This window comes from Micromonospora sp. DT201 (assembly GCF_049841575.1).
Lineage (GTDB): Bacteria > Actinomycetota > Actinomycetes > Mycobacteriales > Micromonosporaceae > Micromonospora.
The window spans coordinates 86534-108337 of the sequence record NZ_JBNCKP010000023.1; the positions used below are offsets into that span (position 1 = coordinate 86534).

At 70.1% G+C, this 21804-nt stretch carries 21 protein-coding genes; 14 read left to right on the plus strand and 7 right to left on the minus strand.

All coding sequences use genetic code 11. The features are described 5' to 3' along the window. Nucleotides 1–35: 35 nt before the first annotated feature. Nucleotides 36–242, minus strand: a complete 207-nt coding sequence (locus ACLQ28_RS29080; RefSeq protein WP_425689446.1) for a hypothetical protein — start codon at nt 240–242, stop codon at nt 36–38. A 60-nt stretch (nt 243–302) separates the two neighbouring features. Here ACLQ28_RS29080 and ACLQ28_RS29085 point away from each other — a divergent pair, with 60 nt between their 5' ends. The 5 genes from ACLQ28_RS29085 to ACLQ28_RS29105 all read left to right on the plus strand — a co-directional run bounded on the left by ACLQ28_RS29085 (nt 303) and on the right by ACLQ28_RS29105 (nt 6507). Then, on the plus strand, nt 303–824 hold the full coding sequence (locus ACLQ28_RS29085; RefSeq protein ID WP_425689447.1) for a ribonuclease HI: 522 nt from the start codon (nt 303–305) through the stop codon (nt 822–824). A 91-nt stretch (nt 825–915) separates the two neighbouring features. Beyond that, nucleotides 916–3369: an AAA family ATPase gene (locus ACLQ28_RS29090; RefSeq protein ID WP_425689448.1), complete on the plus strand. Its 2454-nt coding sequence runs from the start codon at nt 916–918 to the stop codon at nt 3367–3369. Further along, entirely contained in the window at nt 3366–3773 is a 408-nt protein-coding gene (locus ACLQ28_RS29095; protein WP_425689449.1) for a hypothetical protein, read from the plus strand. The genes ACLQ28_RS29090 and ACLQ28_RS29095 overlap by 4 nt, the downstream gene beginning before the upstream one ends. A 170-nt stretch (nt 3774–3943) precedes the next feature. Further along, nucleotides 3944–5557: a hypothetical protein gene (locus ACLQ28_RS29100; protein WP_425689450.1), complete on the plus strand. Its 1614-nt coding sequence runs from the start codon at nt 3944–3946 to the stop codon at nt 5555–5557. Nucleotides 5558–5670: 113 nt separating this feature from the next. After that, entirely contained in the window at nt 5671–6507 is an 837-nt protein-coding gene (locus ACLQ28_RS29105) for an aldo/keto reductase (protein WP_425689451.1), read from the plus strand. Between the two features lie 49 nt (nt 6508–6556). On the opposite strand, the gene ACLQ28_RS29110 is transcribed toward ACLQ28_RS29105, so the two are convergent. The 5 genes from ACLQ28_RS29110 to ACLQ28_RS29130 all read right to left on the minus strand — a co-directional run bounded on the left by ACLQ28_RS29110 (nt 6557) and on the right by ACLQ28_RS29130 (nt 12676). Then, a complete protein-coding gene (locus tag ACLQ28_RS29110; RefSeq protein WP_425689452.1) occupies nt 6557–7627 on the minus strand; it encodes an ABC transporter ATP-binding protein in 1071 nt (356 codons plus the stop codon). Between the two features lie 11 nt (nt 7628–7638). Continuing rightward, a complete protein-coding gene (locus tag ACLQ28_RS29115) occupies nt 7639–8748 on the minus strand; it encodes an ABC transporter ATP-binding protein (protein WP_425689453.1) in 1110 nt (369 codons plus the stop codon). Next, complete coding sequence (locus ACLQ28_RS29120) at nt 8745–9722, minus strand: ABC transporter permease (RefSeq protein ID WP_425689454.1); 978 nt, start codon at nt 9720–9722, stop codon at nt 8745–8747. Before ACLQ28_RS29120 ends, ACLQ28_RS29115 begins: the two co-directional genes overlap by 4 nt. Nucleotides 9723–9845: 123 nt before the next feature. Continuing rightward, a complete protein-coding gene (locus tag ACLQ28_RS29125) occupies nt 9846–11585 on the minus strand; it encodes an ABC transporter substrate-binding protein (RefSeq protein ID WP_425689455.1) in 1740 nt (579 codons plus the stop codon). Nucleotides 11586–11665: 80 nt separating this feature from the next. Then, nucleotides 11666–12676, minus strand: a complete 1011-nt coding sequence (locus tag ACLQ28_RS29130) for an ABC transporter permease (RefSeq protein ID WP_425689456.1) — start codon at nt 12674–12676, stop codon at nt 11666–11668. A gap of 564 nt (nt 12677–13240) precedes the next feature. Between ACLQ28_RS29130 and ACLQ28_RS29135 the strand changes: the two genes are divergently transcribed. The 4 genes from ACLQ28_RS29135 to ACLQ28_RS29150 all read left to right on the plus strand — a co-directional run bounded on the left by ACLQ28_RS29135 (nt 13241) and on the right by ACLQ28_RS29150 (nt 16976). Beyond that, the gene (locus ACLQ28_RS29135) at nt 13241–13909 is read left to right on the plus strand and encodes a response regulator transcription factor (RefSeq protein WP_425689457.1); all 669 of its coding nucleotides are present in this window, start codon (nt 13241–13243) and stop codon (nt 13907–13909) included. 4 nt (nt 13910–13913) lie between these two features. Then, nucleotides 13914–15104, plus strand: a complete 1191-nt coding sequence (locus ACLQ28_RS29140; RefSeq protein ID WP_425689458.1) for a sensor histidine kinase — start codon at nt 13914–13916, stop codon at nt 15102–15104. A 76-nt stretch (nt 15105–15180) separates the two neighbouring features. Continuing rightward, nucleotides 15181–15684, plus strand: a complete 504-nt coding sequence (locus ACLQ28_RS29145; RefSeq protein WP_425689459.1) for a DUF2231 domain-containing protein — start codon at nt 15181–15183, stop codon at nt 15682–15684. A 245-nt stretch (nt 15685–15929) separates the two neighbouring features. Next, entirely contained in the window at nt 15930–16976 is a 1047-nt protein-coding gene (locus tag ACLQ28_RS29150) for an SEC-C metal-binding domain-containing protein (protein ID WP_425689460.1), read from the plus strand. A 13-nt stretch (nt 16977–16989) separates the two neighbouring features. Here ACLQ28_RS29150 and ACLQ28_RS29155 read toward each other — a convergent pair whose 3' ends face one another. Further along, the gene (locus ACLQ28_RS29155; RefSeq protein WP_425689461.1) at nt 16990–17595 is read right to left on the minus strand and encodes a CGNR zinc finger domain-containing protein; all 606 of its coding nucleotides are present in this window, start codon (nt 17593–17595) and stop codon (nt 16990–16992) included. Nucleotides 17596–17690: 95 nt separating this feature from the next. Between ACLQ28_RS29155 and ACLQ28_RS29160 the strand changes: the two genes are divergently transcribed. From ACLQ28_RS29160 to ACLQ28_RS29180, 5 genes are all read left to right on the plus strand, one after another. After that, nucleotides 17691–18437, plus strand: coding sequence for a metallophosphoesterase (locus ACLQ28_RS29160; RefSeq protein WP_425689462.1), 747 nt, complete (start codon nt 17691–17693; stop codon nt 18435–18437). A gap of 2 nt (nt 18438–18439) precedes the next feature. After that, complete coding sequence (locus ACLQ28_RS29165; RefSeq protein ID WP_425689463.1) at nt 18440–19069, plus strand: LysE family translocator; 630 nt, start codon at nt 18440–18442, stop codon at nt 19067–19069. Nucleotides 19070–19149: 80 nt separating this feature from the next. After that, entirely contained in the window at nt 19150–19899 is a 750-nt protein-coding gene (locus ACLQ28_RS29170) for a hypothetical protein (RefSeq protein ID WP_425689464.1), read from the plus strand. Between the two features lie 23 nt (nt 19900–19922). Further along, nucleotides 19923–21152, plus strand: a complete 1230-nt coding sequence (locus ACLQ28_RS29175) for an SGNH/GDSL hydrolase family protein (protein ID WP_425689465.1) — start codon at nt 19923–19925, stop codon at nt 21150–21152. 95 nt (nt 21153–21247) lie between these two features. Then, nucleotides 21248–21748, plus strand: coding sequence for a DUF2231 domain-containing protein (locus tag ACLQ28_RS29180; RefSeq protein ID WP_425689466.1), 501 nt, complete (start codon nt 21248–21250; stop codon nt 21746–21748). Nucleotides 21749–21804: the final 56 nt, after the last annotated feature.

The following is a 21804-nucleotide window of genomic DNA, read 5'->3' on the forward strand; positions in this document are numbered from 1 at the left end:
GAGTTCCTCCGCGCCCTGGCCCTGCTCCCCCGCCGCTACACGAGCGCGTCCTCGTCCTTCGTCCCTACACCCGCGCGAGCCGCTGCGACGACTGTCAACGCGTCGGTGATGCCGTCCACCTGGCACTCACCGCCGTCGACTACGACGAGTTGGCCTCGGCCGGCGAACTGCTCGACACCGCCGAGCGCCTCGCCGCCGAGCACACCGAGCACTCCGAGCGCATGGCCGACTGCGCGCCGCACTCCGACCAGGAGCGCGGGCGCGGCAGGGTGGTCCGCTGGGCGCCGGCGTCCGGTCCGCTGGTGGCCGCGACCGACGCCAGTTGGAAGGGCCGCTCCGGCGGCATCGGGTACATGGTCAGCGACGGCCACTACGGTCTGCTCGGGCGAGGCACCGGCCGGCTCGACCCGACCGGCAAGTCCCGGGTGCTCGTCGACGAACTGCGCGCGGTCGACTACCTGCTCACCGGGTACGAGGAAGTGCCAGCGGGCATGACCGTGCTGCTGGACAGCCTGACAGCCCTGCGATACCTACACCGCTGGCAGGCCGGCGAGACCGACGCGATGCCCGTCGGCTACAGCCTGCGGCAACGCCGCTGGTCCGACAAACCGACCCTCGTCCGGCTTGCCGAGCAGGTGGCCCACCGCCCCGACCTGACCTTCGCGCATGTGAAGGGCCACAGCGGCCACCCGCTCAACGAGGCTGCCGACGCACTGTGCCACATGGCCCGCCGCCGCCGGGAGGAATCGTTCGCCCTGCGGCCCCGGGCGTACGCCCTGGTCGACGCGTTCCTGCGCGACTGGCACGCGAACGCCACGCTCTGACCGCGCGACCGCCGCAACCGCACATCCACCGCTCACCCCGGGCGGGCCGACGAGCCGTCGGCCCGCGGACACCACACGCCTGGAGACGACCATGACCCAGCCTCCCACCGCACCGCTGATCGAGCTGATCTTCGACCGGCTGGCCGCCACCGACCACGTACCGACCGAGACCGCCGAGCTCGTCCTCGCCGCACTCGCCGGCGAGGACGACCTGACCGCCGCCCTCGCCGGCGCTCCCACCCGGCTCGACCCCCGCGCCTCGACCGGCGATGGTCCGGCGGAACGGATCTGGTTGAAGTCGGTGACCGTCGCCGGGTTCCGCGGCGTCGGCCCGGAACGGACCGTCCCGATCGGCCCTGGGCCGGGCTTCACGCTGGTTGTCGGCCGCAACGGCTCCGGCAAGTCCAGCTTCGCCGAGGCCGCCGAACTCGCACTGACCGGTGACAGCGCCCGGTGGGCCGACAAGACCAGCGTCTGGCGTACGGGGTGGCGCAACCTGCACAACCCGGACCCGTGCTGGGTCGGCGTGGAGTTGCGCGTCGACGGGGTGGCCACGCCGACCCGGGTGAACCGGGCCTGGCCGGTCGGGGCCGAGCTGGCCGACGCCGAGGTGACCGTCACCAGCGCCCAGGGCCGGCACGCTGACCTGTCCGAGCTGGGTCTGTCCCGTGCGCTGGAGCTGTACCGACCGTTCCTCACCGCCGCCGAGCTGGGCAAGCTCGCCGCCGGCACGCAGAGCCAGCTCTTCGACGCGCTCTTCGCGATCCTCGGGCTGGACGCGCTCACCGACGCCGACCAGCGTCTGCTGCGCGCCGCCCGTCCGCACGACACCACCATCAAGGAGGTACGCGGACAGCGCACCGCCCTGGTCGACGCGCTCGAAGGGATCGCTGACGACCGTGCTCGGCGGACCGCCGCACTCCTGCGCGGCCGGGGTGCGGTCGACCTCGCCGCGGTGACGGCGATCCTCGACGAGCCGGACGAGGCGACAAGCGACCGAGCGATGCTGCTCTGCCGGGAGCTCGCCGCCCTCGCCCCGCCGCCGGTCGAGGAGGTTATTCGGCTGGCCGGTCAGCTGCGGGACGCGGCGGTCGACGCCCAGCGGTACGACGGTGGCCGGTCCCGGGCCGCGCTGCGCAGCGCCGAACTGCTGCGCCTCGCCCTCGAACACCACGACGATCAGGGCGACGGGTCGTGCCCGGTGTGCGCCGCCGGCACCCTCGACGGTGGGTGGCGTGCCGCCGCCGCGCAGTCGCTCACCCAGCTTCGGCAGCGCAGCGTCGCCGCCCAGACGGCCACGACCCGGTTGACGGCTCTGCTGCGGCAGACGCACCACCTGATCGATGACCTCGCGGTGCCCGAGAACCAGAGCCTTGGGTCGGAGCCGCCGGTCGGGGCGCTGCGCGACGCCGTGGCCGCGCTGCGGCGCGTACCCGGGGAGCCGGCTGAACTGGCTGCCCACCTGGCCGCGCGTTACCCAGCGGTGGTGGCGGCGGCGGACGCGGCCCGCGCGTACGCCGAAGGGTTTCTGCGGCAGCGCGACACGGGCTGGCGGGCGGCTGCGGCCGACGTGCGCGAGTGGGTGGCCGCTGCCAGCGGGTTGCCGGCGCGGGAGGCGACCCTGACCCGGCTGAAGGCCGCGCGCGCGTGGCTGAAGGACACCGGCGGAAAGATTCGCAACGAGCGGGTCGCGCCGTTCGCCGGGCACTCGCAGCGGATCTGGGCCCAGTTGCGGCAGGAGAGCAACGTCGAGCTGGGCTCGATGACGCTGGAGGGCGCGAACACCCGGCGGCGAGTCGTGTTCCCGGTCAGCGTGGATGGCGCCGACAACGGCACCGCGCTGGGGGTGATGAGCCAGGGTGAGATGCAGGCGCTCGGGCTGGCCACCTTCTTGCCCCGCAGTTGCGCCCCAGAGAGCCCGTTCCGGTTCATCATCGTCGACGACCCGGTGCAGAGCATGGATCCGGCGAAGGTGGACGGTCTCGCCCGGGTCCTCGCGGAGCTGGCCGAGCAGCGGCAGGTGGTGGTCTTCACCCACGACACGCGACTGCCCGACGCGGTCACCCGGCTCGGTCTCGGCGACGCCCGCATCATCGAGGTGCACCGTGCGGAAAAGTCGGTGGTGACCCTGCGGCCCGGCTCGGACCCGGTGACCCGCTACCTGGACGACGCGTCCGCGTTGGCGCACAGCAAGGAGATCCCCGCCGAGGTACGCGGACCGGTGGTCGCTGAACTGTGCCGCTCGGCGGTGGAGGCAGCCTGCCATCGGGTGGTCTGGCGGAACCGGGTCGCCCGGGGCGTCCCGCACGCCGACGTCGAGAAGGCGATCGAGGACGCGTCCCGGAGGGTCGCCACCACGATCGCCCTGGCGGCGTTCGACGACGCCGAGAAGGGCGGCGACGTGCTCGGTTGGCTCAGCCGGCGACACGGACGGCGGGCCGTCAACGCGTACCAGGCATGCCGGGAAGGTGTGCACGGGGCGTACCCGGCGGACCTGCCCGGCCTCGTCGCGGACGCCCGCCTCCTCGCGACGGCGCTGTCGTGACCGCGCCGACGCCACAGCGCTGCCTGGCGGCGGCCGATCAGCTGCTGCACGGGTCCGGTCTGCTCGGGAGCGTCGCGGTGACCGGGGGTTGGTGGCCGCGCGCCTGCGCCTGCCTCATCCGACTCGCCCTCGAAGGTGGCATCGACGCCTACTGGCGGCGGGTGAAACCGACCGTGGCGGCGTGCCGGCAGGGCCGTGCGAAACAGCTGATGCTGCGCGGCCGCCTCGGTCCGGGCACCGAAACCGCTCGCCGGGTGGCATTCGCCTGGGCGACGCTCTCCGCCGCCACGCACCACCACTGCTACGAGCTGGCCCCCACGGCGGCGGAACTGCGTCGCCTGCACACCGAGGTGAGCACCCTGCTCGCGCGCCTCCAGCCGACCGTCAGCACCACGAACCGATAGCTGACTCAGCCAACCTGTGGCGACCCGAGGCGCTGGCACACCTCGTGCTCAATCTATTCGGCCACTCGTGTGTGGACAGTCCGCGCGCTCAGGTGCCGCTCCGGTTGAGCCGGGGTGACCACATTGACACCTACTGTGATATTCCCGTTGTCGATCATGAAGGATGTGGGATGGCGCCTGAGGCCGAGGGATCCGAGAACGAACTTTCCATAACCGTCGACAACGTGCCCGCGGCCACCGTGACCCCCAGCGATGGGCCGACGGTCAGCCTGGTCGAGGTCGAGCCGGGAGTGGCCGTGCTCTTCGCGGACGAGCCGCCCGTCGACCTCGACGTGATTCCCTTCGAGATGATGAGCGCTCAGACGCGCCAAGATCTGACCGACAAACTCGCGATGGCCTCGGGCATCGGCAATCTGGCCGCGCAGGGCGCACAGGGCGCGAGCACCGTGCAGGGGCTGGTGCGTTTGGCGCCCGAGACTTTGCAGGCGCTCAAGACGGCGCGACCGATGACATCGGGCGGCTGGAACCTGGGTTCGCTCGTCACAGGCAAGGGAAAGATCGCCGCGTCGGTGCGTTGGGCGCCGGCGGCAGGGTTGCAGACCGCATCCATACTCGCTGTGCTCGGGCCGGCCGCTGCGCTCCTGGCGCTGCAGGTGCAGCTGGCATCAATCTCACGTCGTATCGACGAGAACGTTCAACTCACCCGTAATGTTCTCCAGGCTCTGCACGAGGATCAGTGGACGACGCTGCTCGGCCTGCACGAAACGACGATGCGCGCTGTGCGTGAGTCCCAGGCCGCCGGCACCGTCAACGACCACATCTTCGCCACCATTGCTACGAGGGACCCAGACCTGCGCAAGCAACGGCTTCTCTTCAAGTCGCTCGTCGGCAGGCACATCAAGGCGCTCGACACTGACGGACAGAGCCGGCGCGCCTACATCTTGAAGAACATCGAGCAGATTCTCGCCGACGCGCACGGCATGCTCATGGCGGAGTGGTCCTGGTATCGCTCTCAGGTGTTACGCGCCGGTCACATCAGCCGCGACGAGGCGAATGCGGTCGAGAACGAACGGCTTCTGGCCGAGTTGGTCGCCGAGACTCAGCGTGAGCACACCCGAGCCATGGACGACGTGGCGGGTCTCCTCGCCGGCCTTGAACGTCAGTGCCGTTTGCTCGCCGAGCTTCCGACCGAGCTCAGCCTGCCGTTCACCGCCAAGCGTCAGAACATCCGCGACTCGGTTGGAATGGCCGAGGCGTTGGCCGAGCGGGTGGCGACCCTGCGCAACCGTGCTCACACTCAACCCCCTCGGCTGGATCCGCCTCTCACGGTGTTCAATGAGGCTGTGCCGGACGACCTACTGCGGATCCTGCGTTGGGTCGTGCCTGGCGAGGAGCCCTTGCTGGCCATCGCCGATGTCAATCTCGACCGCTTCCTCGGCGAGGACGCCTACCTGGGAGTGACATCCGAACGCTTCTTCATCTCGGCACAGAACGCAGTGCGCAAACAAGGCACGATCGAACGCGAGTTTCCCCTCTCGGACATTCGCTACGTGCGGTTCCGCGAACGCGACAAGCGGGGCCCCGTCCTGGACGTCATCACCACGGACGAGAACATCAGGCTCACTTTCGACGACTGGGCCGGCAAGGGGCAACGGCTGGACGACACCTGCCGGCTCGCCAACCTCCTGACCGCGGCGATGGATCTACCAGAGAGCGAGCGGCGTACCGACCCGCTGCTGAGCGGCGAGTCGTCGACGGGGCGGGCAATCACCGGTAACCGCTAGCGGCACTGATCGCGATCCGGGGCAGGGCCGCAGCCTGCCTCGGATCATGCCTGCACAGGAGCGCAGCTCGTGCGGGTAGGGTCCAGTCAGGGTCGACGAAAGGTATATCAACCATGACGATTCCGCACCTGACGGCTGCCGACGGCACCACCCTGCCGACGATCGGGCTCGGCACGTATCAACTGAACGGCTCGGCGGGTGTCGACGCGATCGGTCAGGCGATCCGCTCGGGTTACCGGTTGCTCGACTCGGCGTTCAACTACGAGAACGAGGGCGCTGTTGGCCGGGCCGCTCGTGCGGCGGGCGACGTGCGGGACGAGTTGGTCGTCACGTCGAAGTTGCCGGGTCGGCACCACCGCTACGACGAGGCGTTGACCACCATTGAGGAGAGTGTGTTCCGCACTGGCCTCGACCGGATCGACCTGTATCTGATCCACTGGCCGAACCCGAGTGTCGACTTGTACGTGCAGGCGTGGCGGGCGCTGATCGAGGCCCGCGAGCGCGGCCTGGTCCGGCACATTGGCGTGTCCAACTTCCTGCCTGGGCACATCGAACGGCTGGTGGCCGAGACCGGGGTCGCCCCGGTGGTCAACCAGATCGAGGTGCATCCGTACTTCCCGCAGCAGGAGGCGGTCGACTACCACCGGGAGCAGGGCATCCTCGTGCAGGCGTGGAGTCCGCTCGGCCACGGCAACGACCTGCAGCAGCATCCCGTCATCGTGGAGATCGCGACCGCGCACGGCGTCAGCCCGGCGCAGATCATCCTGGCCTGGCACGTGACCCGCCAGGTGATTCCGTTGCCGAAGGCCGCCTCCCCGCAGCGGCAGCTCGAAAACCTGGACGTGTTCGGGATCAAGCTGACCGACGCGGAGGTCGAGGCGATCACCGCGTTGGGCCGCCCGGACGGACGGCTCGCGGACCAGGACCCGGCGGTGTACGAGGAGTTCTGAGCGAACCAGGCTGGCGGCGGCGTCCATGACGCCGCCGCCCGGCCGGCAATCAGGCCGCCGTTGCGGCGGTCGGCTCCTCCAGTGCGCCCGCGAAGTGGCAGGCGGCCCCGTGCCCGTCGCCCACCTGCAGCAGCGGCGGGGTGGTGGTGGCGCAGACGTCTTCGGCCTTCCAGCAGCGGCTGCGGAAGCGGCAGCCAGCCGGCGGGTCCGCCGGGCCGGGCACGTCGCCGGCGAGCCGGATCCGCGACTTCGGCGCACCGCCGCGTACGACTCCCAGGTCGGGTACGGCGGAGAGCAACGCCTGGGTGTACGGGTGCTGCGGGGTGCCGTAGAGCGCGTCGCGGTCGGCGATCTCGGCGACCCGCCCGAGGTACATGACCGCTACCCGGTCGCAGAAGTGCCGCACCACGCCCAGGTCGTGCGCGATGAAGACGAACGCGATGTTGAACTCCTTGCGCAGGTCTTCGAGGAGGTTCATCACCTGCGCCTGGATCGACACGTCGAGGGCGCTGACCGGTTCGTCGGCGACGATCACCTTGGGCTGTACGGCGAGCGCGCGGGCGATGCCGATGCGCTGCCGTTGGCCGCCGGAGAACTCGTGCGGGTACCGGTTGTAGTGCTCGGGGTTGAGGCCCACCACCTCCAGCAACTCGCGTACCCGGTCCAGCTCCTTGCCCTTGGGTACGAGGTTGTGCACCCGCAGGGGTGCGCCGATGATGGTGCCCACCGTGTGCCGCGGGTTGAGCGACGAGTACGGGTCCTGGAAGATCAGCTGCAGCTCCCGCCGGTACGGGCGCAGGTCCTTTTCCTTCAGGTGCGTGATGTCGGTGCCCTGGTAGAGGACCTGCCCGCCGGTCGGCTCCAGCAGCCGGGTGATCATGCGGCCGGTGGTGGTCTTGCCACATCCGGATTCGCCGACCAGGCCGAGCGTCTCGCCGGCGCGCAGTTGCAGCGACACCCCGTCGACGGCCCGGATCTGGTGAGCCTCGCGGCCGAACCATCCGTCGCCCCGAGCGGTGAAGTGCATCTGGAGATCCCGCAGCTCCAGCAGCGGCGCCCCCGGCCCGCCCGGCTGCTCGGCGGGCACCGGACGGGTCGCGGTGTCGGTCGTGGTGGTCATCTCGTGCTCCTTCAGGGCAGCCGGGGCAGGATGTCGGTCTCGAAGATCCCGGCCGGGTCGGTCAGGTGGCAGCGGGAGGTCCGGGTGGTGTCCGCCGTGCGGGAGGCCAGCTCCGGAAGGTCGACCGAGCAGGCGGCGCCGGGCACCCGGCCGGCGAACTCGCACCGTGGGTGGAACGAGCAGCCGGTAGGCAGCGCGAGGAGGCTGGGCGGCGTGCCGGGGATGGGGTGCAGCCGGGCCGGTTCGCCGGAGACCGCCGGGATGCTCTCCAGCAAACCCCAGGTGTACGGGTGCAGTGGCTGGCCGAGGATCGACTCGGCCCGGCCGTACTCGACGCCGCGTCCGCCGTACATGACCAGCACGTCGTCGGCGATCTCGGCGACGACACCGAGGTCGTGGGTGATGAAGAGGACCGCGGAGCCGAAGTCCTGCTGCAACTCCATGATCAGGTCGAGGATCTGCGCCTGCACAGTGACGTCCAGGGCGGTGGTGGGTTCGTCGGCGATCAGCAGCTTGGGGTCGTTGACCAGAGCCATCGCGATCATTGCGCGTTGCCGCATGCCGCCGGAGAACTGGTGCGGGTAGTCGTCCAGGCGGCGTCCCGGGTTGGGGATGCCGACGCGGCCGAGCATGTCGACCGCGCGGTCCCGGGCCACCCGCTTGGACACCTGGTGGTGTGCCCGGTACGCCTCGATGATCTGGTTGCCGACGGTGAAGTACGGGTGCAGCGACGACTGCGGGTCCTGGAAGATCATCGCCGCGTTGGCGCCCCGCCGCTTGCGGAGTTCGGCCGCCGGCATGCCGACGATCTCCTCGCCACCGACCGTGATCGAGCCGGTCATCCGGGTGTTGCGCGGATCGTGCAGGCCCATGATGGCCATGCTGGACACGCTCTTGCCGGAGCCGGATTCGCCGACCACCGCGAGGGTGCGGCCCAGTGGCAGCGAGTAGCTGAGCCCCTGCACAGCCCGCACGAGGCCGTCGGCGGTCGGGAAGGTGACGGTGAGGTCCTTGACCTCCAGGTAGGACTGCCCAGCGGCGCGGTCGCCGGCGGTCCGACGGGCGCGAGAGACCGTCTCGGGTCGCCGGTCCGAGGTCGACAGCAGTTGCGGTTCGGTCATCCCAGCCTCACTCGCGGGTCGAGGATCGTGTAGAGGATGTCGACGAGCAGGTTCATCACGACCAGCACCACCGAGCCGACCAGCACGCCGGCCATCAGCACCGGAAGGTCGTACTGGTTGAACGCGCGCAGGGTCAGCACACCGAGGCCGGGCAACCCGAACATCGCCTCGGTGAAGATCGCCCCGGTCAACTGGATCGCCAGGTCGACGCCGAAGATGGTGGCGATCGGGGTGATCGCGGCGCGCAGGCCGTGGCGGTAGACCACCCGGCGCTCGCTGATGCCCTTCGCGCGGGCGGTGCGGATGTAGTCCTCGCCCAGCGTCTCGATCATGGACGCTCGGGAGTAGCGGGTGTAGGAGGCGGCGTTGGCAAGGCCGAGCGTCAGCCAGGCGGCCAGCAGCCCGCCCGCCCAGGTGAGCGGGTTCTCCAGCAGCGGGTGGTAGGCGGCGTGCGGCAGGAACGTCGCGTACAGCGAGACGAGTAGCGCCAACACGAAGTAGGGCACGGCGTTGATCCCGAGCGAGGTGCCGACCATGAGTCGGTCCACGTAGGTGCCTCGTCTTCGGGCCGCGATGACGCCGGCGAGGATGCCGACGATCAGGTACACCACCGCGCCGCCGAGGACGATCGAGACGGTGATCGGCAGTGCCTGCCCGATCAGCTTGGTCACCGGCTGGCCGAGGGTGTACGAGTAGCCGAGGCAGGGCGCGTCGCAGTCGATGGCGGTACCACCGGAGTGGAACGTCCGCCCGACCACCAGCCCTTTGAGATAGCCGCCGACCTGCTCCACGACGGGCTCGTCGAGGTTGAGGCTGGCGCTGATGTCGGCGTAGCGCTCCGGGGTGCAGCGCTGGCCGCAGATCGTCCCGGCCGGGTCGGTGGGCGCTATGAAGAACAGCCCGAAGCTGGCGACCAGCGTCACGATGACGACGGAGACCGCGCTGGCGATCCGTCGCAGGATGTAGATGAGCACCGCCGAGGCTCCTGGTGGCAGCGGGCCCGGGCTGGGAGCCCAAGCCGGAACGGGGAGAGGGGTGGACGCCGGCCGGCACTATGCCGGAGGCCGGCCGGCGTCCACGACGGGGAGTGCGGGAGATCAGTTCTTCAGGAACATGTTCAGGTAGAACGGCTCACCTGCGGAGGCGTCGCCCTCGGCGCCACCGATGTTCGTGCCGATGGCGAAGGCGAGCTTGCCGTAGTAGCGCGGCAGGGCCACGTACTTGCCCATGATCTCCTTGTCCAACTCGCCCCACTTGGCGACGGCCTGGTCGGCCGGGAGGTTGGCGATCTCGTCGATCTTGGCGTCCAGCTCCTTGTCGCTGAGCTCGCCCCAGCTGAGGTTGTCGGAGATGCTGTGCGTCTGGAAGAGCACCGGGAACCAGCTGCCGCCGCTCGGCCAGTCCGAGCACCAACCCTGCGGCTGCTGACCCATGTTGACCGGAGCGTCGTAGCCGGCGATCTTGGAGCGCAGCTCCGCGGTGGTGACACCGATCGGCTTCACGGTGAAGCCGGCCGCCTTCAGCGCGTCGACCCGGATCTGGTTGCTCTGCTGCGGGATCGGCTTGGTGTTGTCGTAGTACCAGCTGAGCTCGAAGCCGACCTTGCCGGCCGCCTCCAGGTCGGCCTTGGCTCCGGCCGGGTCGCCCTGGCCGACACCGCTCAGGCCCGGCAGCGGCTCGTACTTGGTGTAGCCCGGCACGCTCGGCGGCAGGACGGTGCTGGCCGGCTGGGAGTTGAAGCTGTTCAGGCCGCCGGCCTTGTTGATCTGGTCGTACGGGTACGCCTTGGCGACCGCCTTGCGCACCTCCAGCGGGATCTTGCGGGTGTCCATCTGCACCGAGTAGGTGCAGGGCTGCTCGCCCTGGATCAGCTGGGCCTTCTTGTCACCGGTCACCTGCGGGATCAGCGAGGCGTCGATGGGGCCGTAGTTGAGGGCGTTGGCGTCCTCGCCGGCGCTGTTGAGCACCTGCTGCTGGGTCTTCGCTTCCTCGCCGCCCCACTTGAAGTCGAAGCCGTCCGCGTACTGGTGCCGCACCGCGTCGGTGTTCGGCTCCCAGTTCGGGTTCTTCTTCAGCTTCAGCTCGGTGCCGGGGGTGTAGGTGTCGAACTGGTACGGCCCGGTCGCGAGGGGGTTGTTCTTGTAGTTTTCCTTGGTGTCCTTGGCCTTCGGGATCGGCGTGAACACCGGGAAGGTCATGAAGAGCGGCAGGTCCGCGAACGGCCGGGCCAGGTGGATGACCAGCGTGGTCGGGTCCGGGGTCTCGACGCCGGCGAAGGAGTCGCCGCTGGCGTAGGGGCCCTTGTACTTGTCGCCGTCCTTGAAGGTGGTCAGCTGGTACGTCGGGCCGTTGGCGTACACGTCGTGGGCGAACGAACGCTTGATCGCGTACGCGATGTCCTCGGCCTTGACCTCGCTGCCGTCGGCGTACTTGATGCCCGACTGCATCTTGAACGTCCAGGTCAGCTTGTCCGACGAGACGGTGCCGAGGTCGGTCAGGTCCGGCACGAGCACCGGCTTGCCGTTGCGGATCGCGAACTGGGTCGGGCTGCGGAAGATCAGCTTCTCGATCGCCAGCGCGTCGGCGTAGTAGGTGTCGGTCGGGTCGAACGTGTTCGGGGTCAGCTGGGAGAAGACCGTGATGACGCCGCCCTTCTTGGCGCCGGGCACCTCGGCCGCTGGGCCCTTGGCGGCCGGGTCGAACGCGCTCTCCTGGGTCTCGATGCCCTTGGCGCCACCCCCGTCGCTGCTGCCGTTGTTCGACGAAGGGCTGCCGCAGCCGGCCACCGCCATGGTGGCGGCCAGGGCGGCGGCGAGACCAACCTTGAGTTGCCTCACAGACATACTCCTGCCTTTTCTTTCAGTCAGCGGACCTCCGACGTGCGGGGTCCGTGTTTCCCCTCCAACCCAGGGCGTCTTCATCGACGGGTCCGGGGATCGAAGGCGTCGCGCACGGCGTCGCCGAGCAGGCTCAGGGCGAGCACCAGGATCGTGATGCCGAGAACGGGCAGCCACAGGTAGAGCGGGTCCGCCCGGTAGTAGGTGGTGGCGGCGGAGATCGTCAGGCCCCAGGACGGGGTGGGCTCGATCAGCCCGGCTCCGAGCACGGTCAGACCGGCCTCGGCCACCACGTAGCCGGGCAGGGCCAGCGACACGGAGACGACGATCGGTGCCACCAGGTTCGGCAGCAACTCCTTGAAGAGCACCTGCCGGGTCGGGATGCCGAGCACCTTGGCCGCCGCGACGAACTCACGCTCACGCAGGGAGAGCACCTGCCCCCGGACCAGGCGGGCGAGGCTCGCCCAGCCGAAGAACGACAGCACGCAGATCAGGGAGATGAAGCGGATCTGGGCGACGTCCTCGGAGCCGGCGCCGTCGGCACCTCCGAAGATCGCGACCAGGACCGCGGAGCTCGCGATCGCGAAGAGCAGGTACGGCAGGCTGAGCACCAGGTCGATCAGCCAGGAGAGCACCCGGTCGATCCAGCCGCCGGAGAAGCCGGCGACCAGGCCCACGACCACGCCGACGATGGTGGTGATCGTGGTGACGGCGATAGCGACGATGAGCGACGGGCGGGCGCCGTACACCCAGCGGGCGAAGAGGTCGCGGCCCAGGCGGGGCTCCACCCCGAACCAGTGTTCGCCGGTCGGCCCGATCGTCGGGAAGCCGAACTCGTCGATCAGGTTCTGGTGCAGGTCGCTGACGTTCTGCCCCTCCAGCCGGGCGAGCAGCGGCGCGAAGATCGCGATCAGGACGTAGACGACACAGATCGCGGCACAGATCATCGCGATCCGGTCGCGGCGTAGCCGGGCGAGGGCGATCCGGGTCGGCGACTTGCTGACCGTCCGGACCGGGGCGGGCGACGTCGCGCTCTGCACCCGTCCGTCGTCCGGCTCTCCGGCGCGGAGCACCTGGGGCTCCGTGACCATCGGCTCCACGCGGGACGCCCTCCTCATCGTGCTGACACATGGCACCGCCACCCGAACGGGTTTCCGTCGGATGGCGGCTCTAGTTGTAGAACGTTAGCCCGGCAAATGATTTCCCAATGCTTCCGCCCTGTTACAGCTTTATAACGTGAACTCCGCCCCCGAGCAATCTTCCAGGCCCCCAGTCGCCACCTTCCACCAGCGATTGCAGTGCAGCAGTCACCCAGTCACGCAGGGTAACCGGGGCGACCTTCTGCCATCGACATCGACAGCCAGTTGTTGATGTAACCGCAGTTCAATGCATCAATGCGCTCGTCCGCTGAGCACAAGGTTGACCTGGGCAACATTCTTCTATCACTGACGGTAACGGATCCCTATGGAGCAATAATGCGTTAAAATGCCAATCCGGGAAGCGTCAACGGCGGTATCCGACCGTCCACTCGGAGAGCCTTAGGAGCAGTTGTTATATTGACGGCTACAAGTATTTAATGCGCACAAGCGGTGGGGAAATACGCTCGGTGCGGCGGCTTCCGATCACGGGGATCCGGCAGGAGGAATACTGGGCGGGTGGAGAGTGCCCGCCCCCGCCTGCTGCTGGTCGAGGACGACCGCGCGCTGACCGCGCTGCTCGCCGACCTGCTCGCCGAGGAGGGGTACGAGGTCGACCTGGCCGGGGACGGACAGAGCGGCCTGCACCACGCGCTGGCCCGCGACTACCAGCTCATGATCGTCGACCGAGGGCTGCCGGTGCTGGACGGTCTGGACCTGGTCACCCGGCTGCGGGAGCGCGGGGTGACCTTCCCGGTGCTACTCCTCACCGCGCGGGGCTCCCTCGACGACCGGGTGGAGGGGCTCGACGCCGGCGCCGAGGACTACCTGGTCAAGCCCTTCGAGGTCCCCGAGCTGCTGGCACGGCTCCGGGCGCTGCGCCGTCGACACCAGGACGCGGCGAGCCGACTGCCGCTGGGGCCACGGCGCTGGTTGGACGTGGGCAACCGCCGGGTGCTCGACGACGGCGAGGAGATCCCGCTGTCCGCCCGCGAGTTCGCCGTGCTGCGTGCCTTCGCCGGCCGGCCGACGAAGGTCTTCACCCGGGCGGAGTTGCTGAGCACCACCTTCGACCACGCCGACGCTCCGGGCAGCGTCGACGCTTGTGTTCATCACCTGCGCCGCAAATTGGGCCGAGGCGCCATTCGTACGGTGCACGGTCTCGGCTACCGGATCGGTACGGGCTGACTGCGTGGACGAGGTCCGGCTGAAAGGTGCCCGACGACGCAGTGTGGCCCAGACCGCCGGGGCGATCGGCGCCGTCCTGCTGTTGGTCGGAGCGTTGATGTTCGTCCTCACCAGCCGCCAGGAGTCGCAGGCACTGGACTCGGAGCTGGGTCAGGTGCTCACCACAGCCGAGGACGTGGACGACCCGCCGCCCGGCCAGTTCCTGGCCCGGCTGGCGATCGGAGCTGACGTGGCCGAGGTGACCGCGAGCGCGTCGCCGAAGCTCACACGAGTGCTCGACGATGCGCTGCGGCGGCAGCCTGGCAGATACGACACCGACGCGGGCGACGATCACCCGGTCCGCGTGCTGGTCTCCCAACGGGCGGATGGCAGCCGCTGGGCGGTCGCCGCCGACCTCGCGCCGCTGCGCGAGCGCCAAGGGCAGCTCGGCATCGCGTTGCTCGTGGCCGAGCTGGCCGGCCTGGCCGGAGCCCTGGCGGCTGCGGCGTTGCTCGCCCGGCGGGCCGTCGCTCCCCTGGCCACCGCGCTGACCCTGCAACGCCGTTTCGTCGCCGATGCCTCACACGAGTTGCGCACCCCGCTCACTGTGCTGCACACCCGTGCGCAGTTGCTGGCCCGCCGAGCCCGGACTCAGCCGGCGGAACAGCTCACCGATCAGCTCGACCAGTTGGTGGCCGACACACGGGCGCTCGGTGAGGTCGTCGACGATCTGCTGGTGTCCGCCGCCGCCGAACACCAGCCGCCGCCGAACACGGCGGTCGACCTGGCGGAGGTGGCCCGCGAGGTGGTGGCGAGCATGTCGGCGTACGCACGGGAACGGGAGATCGAGCTTCGCGTCGAGGCGACCGGGGAGGTCATGGTCCGGGGTGCCCGCACCGCCCTGCGGCGGGCGCTGACGGCTCTGGTGGACAACGCCATCGGGCACGTGGCTGTTGGCGGGCACATCAGCGTGACCGTGCAACGCCGCGATGGTCGGATTGCCGCCGAGGTCACCGACGACGGGGTGGGCCTCAACCCGGCCGAGGCAGACCGCCTCTTCGACCGCTTTACGCACGGCACCGACGGGACGGGCCGCCGCTTCGGTTTGGGCCTGGCCCTGGTGCAGCAGGTCGCGCAGGCCCACCGGGGGTCGCTCGAGGTGGCCGGCGCTCCGGGTCGCGGTGCGACCTTCACGCTGCTGCTGCCCGCACTCTGAACGGAGAGCGCAAGAACTTCGCAAGAATGGCGAAATATGGTGACGGGAGTGACATCCCGAGCGCCGAGGAGATTTCATGCCCGACACCGTCAACGGACTGCCGCTGCACCCTCTCGTGGTGCACGCCGTGGTGGTCCTGCTGCCACTGGCCGCGATCGGCGTCGCCGCGCTGGCCATCCGGCCGTCCTGGCGGGGCCGCTACGGCGGGCTCGTCGTGCTGATCACCGCGCTGGCCACAGCCGCGGTTCCGGTCGCCTCCTCCACTGGTGAGGACCTGGAGCGCCGGGTCGGCGACCCGGGCGTGCACGCCGAACTCGGGGACATGCTGATCTGGTTCGCGCTGCCGCTGTTGGTCGCCGCCGTCGCGCTGTTCTGGCTGCACCGCCACGAGGCCCGCCCGGCCGGCGAGAAGACCACCTCCCGCCGTACCTCTGCTCCGGTCGCAGTGGTGATCGCGGTGCTTGCCGTGGTCGTGGCAGCCGCGAACCTGGTCCAGGTCTACCGGGTGGGTGACTCCGGGGCGAAGGCGGTCTGGGGCAACGCCCCGGCCGCGTCCGCCGGGCGCGGCGGCGACGGCTGACCCCGCACGATCCGATCAACCCGCGAGGCGCGCGGATCCGACAGCACGGAACGGACGCTGCGCAGCGTGACGTCCGCGCGCGCGGACACCACAACGAGCGGTATGACTCTGAGGTATAGATATACCTCAGAGTCATACCGCTCACCGGCACAACCGCCACGACCGCGCAGCGGCCCGGGTGACACGGCTGACACGAGATGGCCATACTCGGGCCGGGGGGAAGCACCCCGTCGTACCGTGAGATCGTGCCGACGAAAGACGTGCTCACCAAGGCTGACCTCGCCGAACTTCGCCGCTCGGCGCTCGGGACGGCCAACCCGCTCGGTGTCGCCGCCGATCTCGCCGAGGCGGCCGAGCAGGGCCGGCTGGAGGATCCGGACGACGCCGGGGACGCCCTGACCCTGGCCGCCGAGATCGCCGAGATCCGGTCTAGACCCGACGCCGCTCTGCGGTACGCGGAGCAGGCTCTGGCGGCGTACCCGTCCGAAGACGACCCCCGGGCCGGCTTCGCCCGGGCACTGCGGGCCCGGGCCCTGTTCCGGGCCGGCGGTCGTGACGACGAGGCGATGACGGAATTGACCGCGCTGCGCCCTCTGCTGCTCGTGCAGCCCGACGCCCCCGCCTACGTCAGTGCGGCGCTGGATGCCAGTGGTCGTTCGGCGACCGCCGAGACGTGGCTGAGCGAGGCGGTCGACACCCTGCTCGGCGAGCGCGCGACCGCCGCCGGGGCGTCCGCGTCGGCCAGCACCGCGACCGACCCTGTGGTGGATCTCGGCCCGCCGGACGCTCCCGGTGTCCTCTTCTTCCTGCTCCAACAACGACACCGGGTACGCCGGAATCTCAACCTGCCGCACGACCGGCAGGACGACCTGGCGGACCGGCTGGAAACCCAACTCGTCCGCCGGGCCGGGGAGCGCAGGGGCGCCGGGTCGGACCTGCTCTTCTGGCCTCGGGCCGAGTTCGATCGGCTGCTCGCCGAGCACGCCGCGCTGACCGAGGTGTATGGGCCGGACTGGGACGCGCACCGGGGCCGGCTGGAGAAGGAGCTGGTCCGGCTGACGAGTGCCGGTCAGGCCGGGTTGGGCGTGTTCACCGCGACCGTGGCCGGGCTGAACGCGTTCGCCGGTCGACGTGACGGCGACCCGGCCGACGCGGCGGTCCGGGCGGGCTACGCGGCCGAGGTGTCGGCTCGACCCAGCGCGCGAATCGCGTGGCCACCGGAGCGCAACGACGCCTGCTGGTGCGGCTCGGGCCTGAAGTACAAGAAGGACTGCCTGCCGCGTTCCCGATAGCTGCCGGAATCCGCTATCGAGCTGCGGCCTGACGCTGGTAATGCCGTGCGACGCGGGCCCGGTTGCCACAGGAGGGCTTGCACCATTCCTGACGCGGGTGGTCCTTGACGAAATAGCGTACGCAGCGGGGCGCGGGGCAGGCGCGCAACTCCTTGTGGGCGGGGCTGGCGAGGAACTCGATGGCCGCGCGGGCCAGCCCTGCGGTGAGCCTCAGTCGCGCGTCGACCGCCTCGCCCTGCCAGGTGAGCGTTGGCGCGTCCCCCTCCTCCCAGCTCAGCACCGGCCGGACCGGCAGCGCCGCGGCGGCCTGGTTGAGCCGGCTGACCGCCTCCGGCGGGGTGAGCAGCGAGGAGGAGTCGGCCCGGCTCGGCGGCCCCGGACGGACCGCCACCGCGAAGAGGGTACGGGTGGCGCGCCGTACCGCCACCACGTCGAGTCGGATCTGCTCGTCGACCGAGCTGGCGAGGCCGTCGAGTCCGCCGACGTACTCCCGCAGTGGCTCGGCCTGTTCGCGGAGCCAGGTGGTCAGGCCCGCGACATCGCCGAGGTCGTCGGCGACCCCGCCGTTGCCGTCGTGCCGGATCGTGCTGGCCAGGGCGAGCGCGAGCTGCGGTGACATGGGTGGTTCTCCTCCCGTTGCGGCTTGTGTGGCCGGCCTGGCCTAGCGTAGCTTCCCTAATGGCTTTAACGGTAATAACCATTAGGAGAGTCTTCGTGCTGGTCATCGCGCATCTCAGTGACACCCACCTCGACAGCCATCCCCGATCGGCCGAGCGGACCGCCCGGGTCATGGACTACCTGCACGCCCTGCCCCGACCGGTCGACGCGATCCTGGTCACCGGGGACATCGCCGACCACGGCGAGGTCGCCGAGTACGAGCTGGCCGCGAGGCTCTTCGACTCCCCGCTGCCGGTCCTGACCTGTCCCGGCAACCACGATGTGCGCGACGCGTACCGCAAGGGTCTGCTCGGTGACGACAGCGGTGGCACCGGCCCGATCAACGCCCGTCACGACGTGGCCGGCGCGGTCTTCCTCCTCGCCGACTCCTCCGTGCCCGGCGAGGACGACGGCCACCTGGACGACGAGACGATGACGTGGCTCGCCGACGAACTGCGCACGGTGCCCGCCGAAACGCCGACGTTCATCGCCTTCCACCACCCGCCGGTGGTGCTGCACCACCCGGTCATCGACCCGACGCGGCTGCTGCCCGCCGACCCCCTGGCTGAGCTGGTCGCCGCCCACCCGCAGGTCGCCGCCGTGCTGACCGGGCATTTCCACACCGCCGCCGCGAGCACCTTCGCCGGCCGCCCACTGCGGATCGCGCCGGGCGTGGTCTCCACCCTCCGGATGCCCTGGGAGGGCGAGGGGCGGTTGACCACCCAGACCCAGCCGCCCGGCGTCGCATTCCACGTGTACGACGACACCGGTATGCTCACCACCCACTTCCGGGTGGTGGTCTGAGCATGCGCGGCGTAGCGGTGCTCGGCTTCCTGGTCGCCGTCGCGCCGATCACCGCCACTCCGGGGGCGAGCCTGACGCTTGTCGTCTCGCGGGTCGCCGCCGGCGGGCGGCGGCGGGGATGGTGGGTGATCCTGGGTACGGTCACCGGGCTCTACGTGCACGCCACCCTGGCCGCTGTCGGCCTGGCCGCGTTGGTGCTCCGCTCGTCCCAGGCGTTCTGGGTCGTCAAGCTGGTCGGCGCCGGTTACCTGGTCGGGCTCGGGGTCTGGCTGCTCTGGACCGCGTCCCGCCGCCCAACCGAGCGGCCACCGACGGTTCGTGCCCGCAGACTGCCGTGGCGCGTCGACCACCCCTATCTGCAAGGGCTGCTCGGCAACGTCCTGAACCCCAAGGCCGCCGCCGTCTACCTCACCCTCGCACCACAGTTCCTCGAACCGGGTCGACCGGTGCTGGTGCCGATGCTGCTCCTCGCCACGGCACACGCCGCACTGCACACCTGCTGGCTCGCCGGCTGGACCGTGGTCTCCGGCGCCGCCGCCCGGCTGCTCCGCAGGGCGAATGTGCGACGCGTGTTCGATCGGTTGACCGGTGCGATCCTGCTCGGCCTCGGTGTGCGTGCGGCGGTGACCTGAGTCCGAAGTGGCCGTCCGGGGATCGCGTTCAGCCGTCCGAGGGGCATCAGTGCCGCCCCGGCTGCGACATAATCCCGTCCGTGACCACGACAAGACGGCGCTGGGTTCTCAGCGGAGCCATGCTGCTGGTGGTGGCGCTGGTCGGTGGTGGTCTGTGGCACCTTCTTGACAGCCCAGCTGACCAGATTCACGACACTGCCGTCGCCGACGCCGCAGAGAAGATCGACAAGGTCCTGTTCAGGTTCGAGTACGATCACCTCTACCAGGCTGACAAGTACGTGCACTCCGCCGGTCAGCACCCCGGCGTCACGGTCCTCACGGTCGCCGGGGAGACCCACTGGGAGACCGGCGTGACATTGGTGCTGCGTGTGCTGGGGCACGGGGTGGAGATCGGCAAGGATGGCTCGGTCATCGACGAACGCGACGAGCCGATCTGCTTCCGCCTTCAGCTCGGCCCGGATGACGACAGCCGCGACGACGACGTCGACTGCCCGGCCGGTCATCCCCCAACGGTCACCAAGGATCCGTCACTCAGGGGCGTCGACGAACGGTTGAAGAGCGCTCTGCAGGCCGCCGGCCCGGACGAGTCCGCCATCCGCCGGGCGATCGCCGACCTGAGTCTGGACCCTGCCATCGCGCAGGAGGTGACCGCACAGGGCGGCAGAGTCGGCGTGGCCCTGCGGGCCGCCCAGTACGACTGCATCCTGGCCCGCGTCACCGCGAAGGGTGCGGAGCTCTGGCGGCCGTCGCACACCCAGTTGGCCCCGGGCGAGCTGCCCTGCGCTGCGTCGACCGCGCTGGGCAGCAATTTCGGCAAGAGCCCGCACTGATTTCCGTGAACTGGGAGTCTCTGATGCGGGCTGGGTCATCGCGTCGCCTGGCGGCGTCCACCCTCGCGGCGCTGGTCACGGCGCTCTGCATACCCCTGGTCGGGTACGCGGCGCGGGCGCGGCACGAACCGGCGGCCGTCGGGGGCCAGCACTTCGCGGTCACCTGGGCGGCCAGTGCCGACCGGCAGAACGCCGGGCCCGCCGAGCGCAGCTACCGGCTGGTCGTCCGCACCAGCGTCGGTGGGAACGCCCTACGGATTCGCCTGACCAATGCCTTCGGCGACCACCCGGTCACCTTCGCCAGCGCCTACGCGGGGTTGCAGCGGCAGGGCGCCGAGCTGATCCGGGGCAGTAACCGGCGGCTGATGTTTGGCGGGCGGCCGTCGGTGACCGTCCCAGCCGGGGAGACGATCCTCAGCGACCCGCTGCCCGGGGAATTGGCCGCCCAGAGCGATCTCGTCGTGAGCCTCTACGTTACCGGTGCCCAGGGGCCGATGAGCGGGCACGGCATGGCCATGCAGACGTCGTACGCGAGCGCGGGTGATCACGCCGCCGAGGAGGCGGCGACCAACTGGACCGACGCGATGACCTTCTGGTATTGGCTGGACGCCGTCAGCGTGCAGACGTCCACCACGATCAGCTCGGTGGCCATGCTGGGCGACTCCATCACCGACGGGTGGGCCTCCACGACGGACCGGAACCGCCGCTGGCCCGACTACCTCGCCCGGCGGCTCCAGGCCGCGCCCGACAGCACGGTGAAGGGCGTGGCCAACGAGGGCATCTCCGGCAACAAGGTGCTCGTCAACGGTGCCGGACAGGCCGCACTGCACCGGTTGGATCGCGACGTGCTCGCCCACCCCGGGGTCAGCACGGTGTTCGTGTTCGCCGGTATCAACGACATCAAGGCCCGGTCCGGCGTCACCGTGGACGACCTGGCCGCCGGCTACCGGCAACTGGTCGACCGGGCGCACGCGGCGGGCAAGTGCGTCGTCGGCGCCACGGTCACGGCCTACAAGGGCTGGCCGACGTACGACGCCACCGGTGAGGCCGTGCGCCAAGGTGTCAACGACTGGATCAGGCACAGCGGCGTGTTCGACGCGGTGGTCGACTTCGACAAGGTCACCCGCAGTCCGTACGACCCGCTGGCGATCTCGCCGTTCTTCGACGGCGGAGATCATCTCCACCCGAACGACGAGGGCATGCGGGCGATGGCCGCTGCCGTCGATTTGGCCGCACTGCGCTGCGACCGCTGATCGAACTGCGTAGCTGCAGGGGGCTGACAGGCCATTGCGGTACCGTCCCTTGTTGGACGAGCGACGTCCACGCGATGCCGCCGGAGGAGACGCCGATGTTCGAAGAGTTCATGGGCATCCCCGCCCACCCTCTGGTGCTGCACGCCGCAGTCGTGTTCGTGCCCTTGCTGGCTCTCCTGACGATCGGCTACGCGCTCGTCGCGCCGATCCGGCCACACACCCGTTGGGTGCTGGGGCTGTTGGCCCTGGGCGCGCCGGTCGCCGCTCTGCTGGCGAAGCTCTCCGGGGACGCCTTCTTCGAGCGCATGCGCGCCGCCAACCGGGTCACTCCCGAATTCGTCCCGACGCTGGAGACACACCAGGAGTTCGGCGACAGCACGCTCTGGGCCACCATCGGGTTGGCGATCGTGGCATTGGCGCTGGTCCGGTTCGTCCCGCCGCGAGCCGCCGAGACGAGCGCCACCGACGGCAGTCGGTCCGGTCGGGTGCTGACCCCGGCGTTGCAGGTGTTGGCCTTGGTGGCTGCCATCGTCACCGTGTATTACGTGGTCCGCACCGGCGACTCCGGCGCGAAGGCGGTCTGGACGGGCCAGTGACCCCTCCACCGCCCACCCATGATCGTGGCGGGGTGCTGGTGCGACCCGGTCGGGGG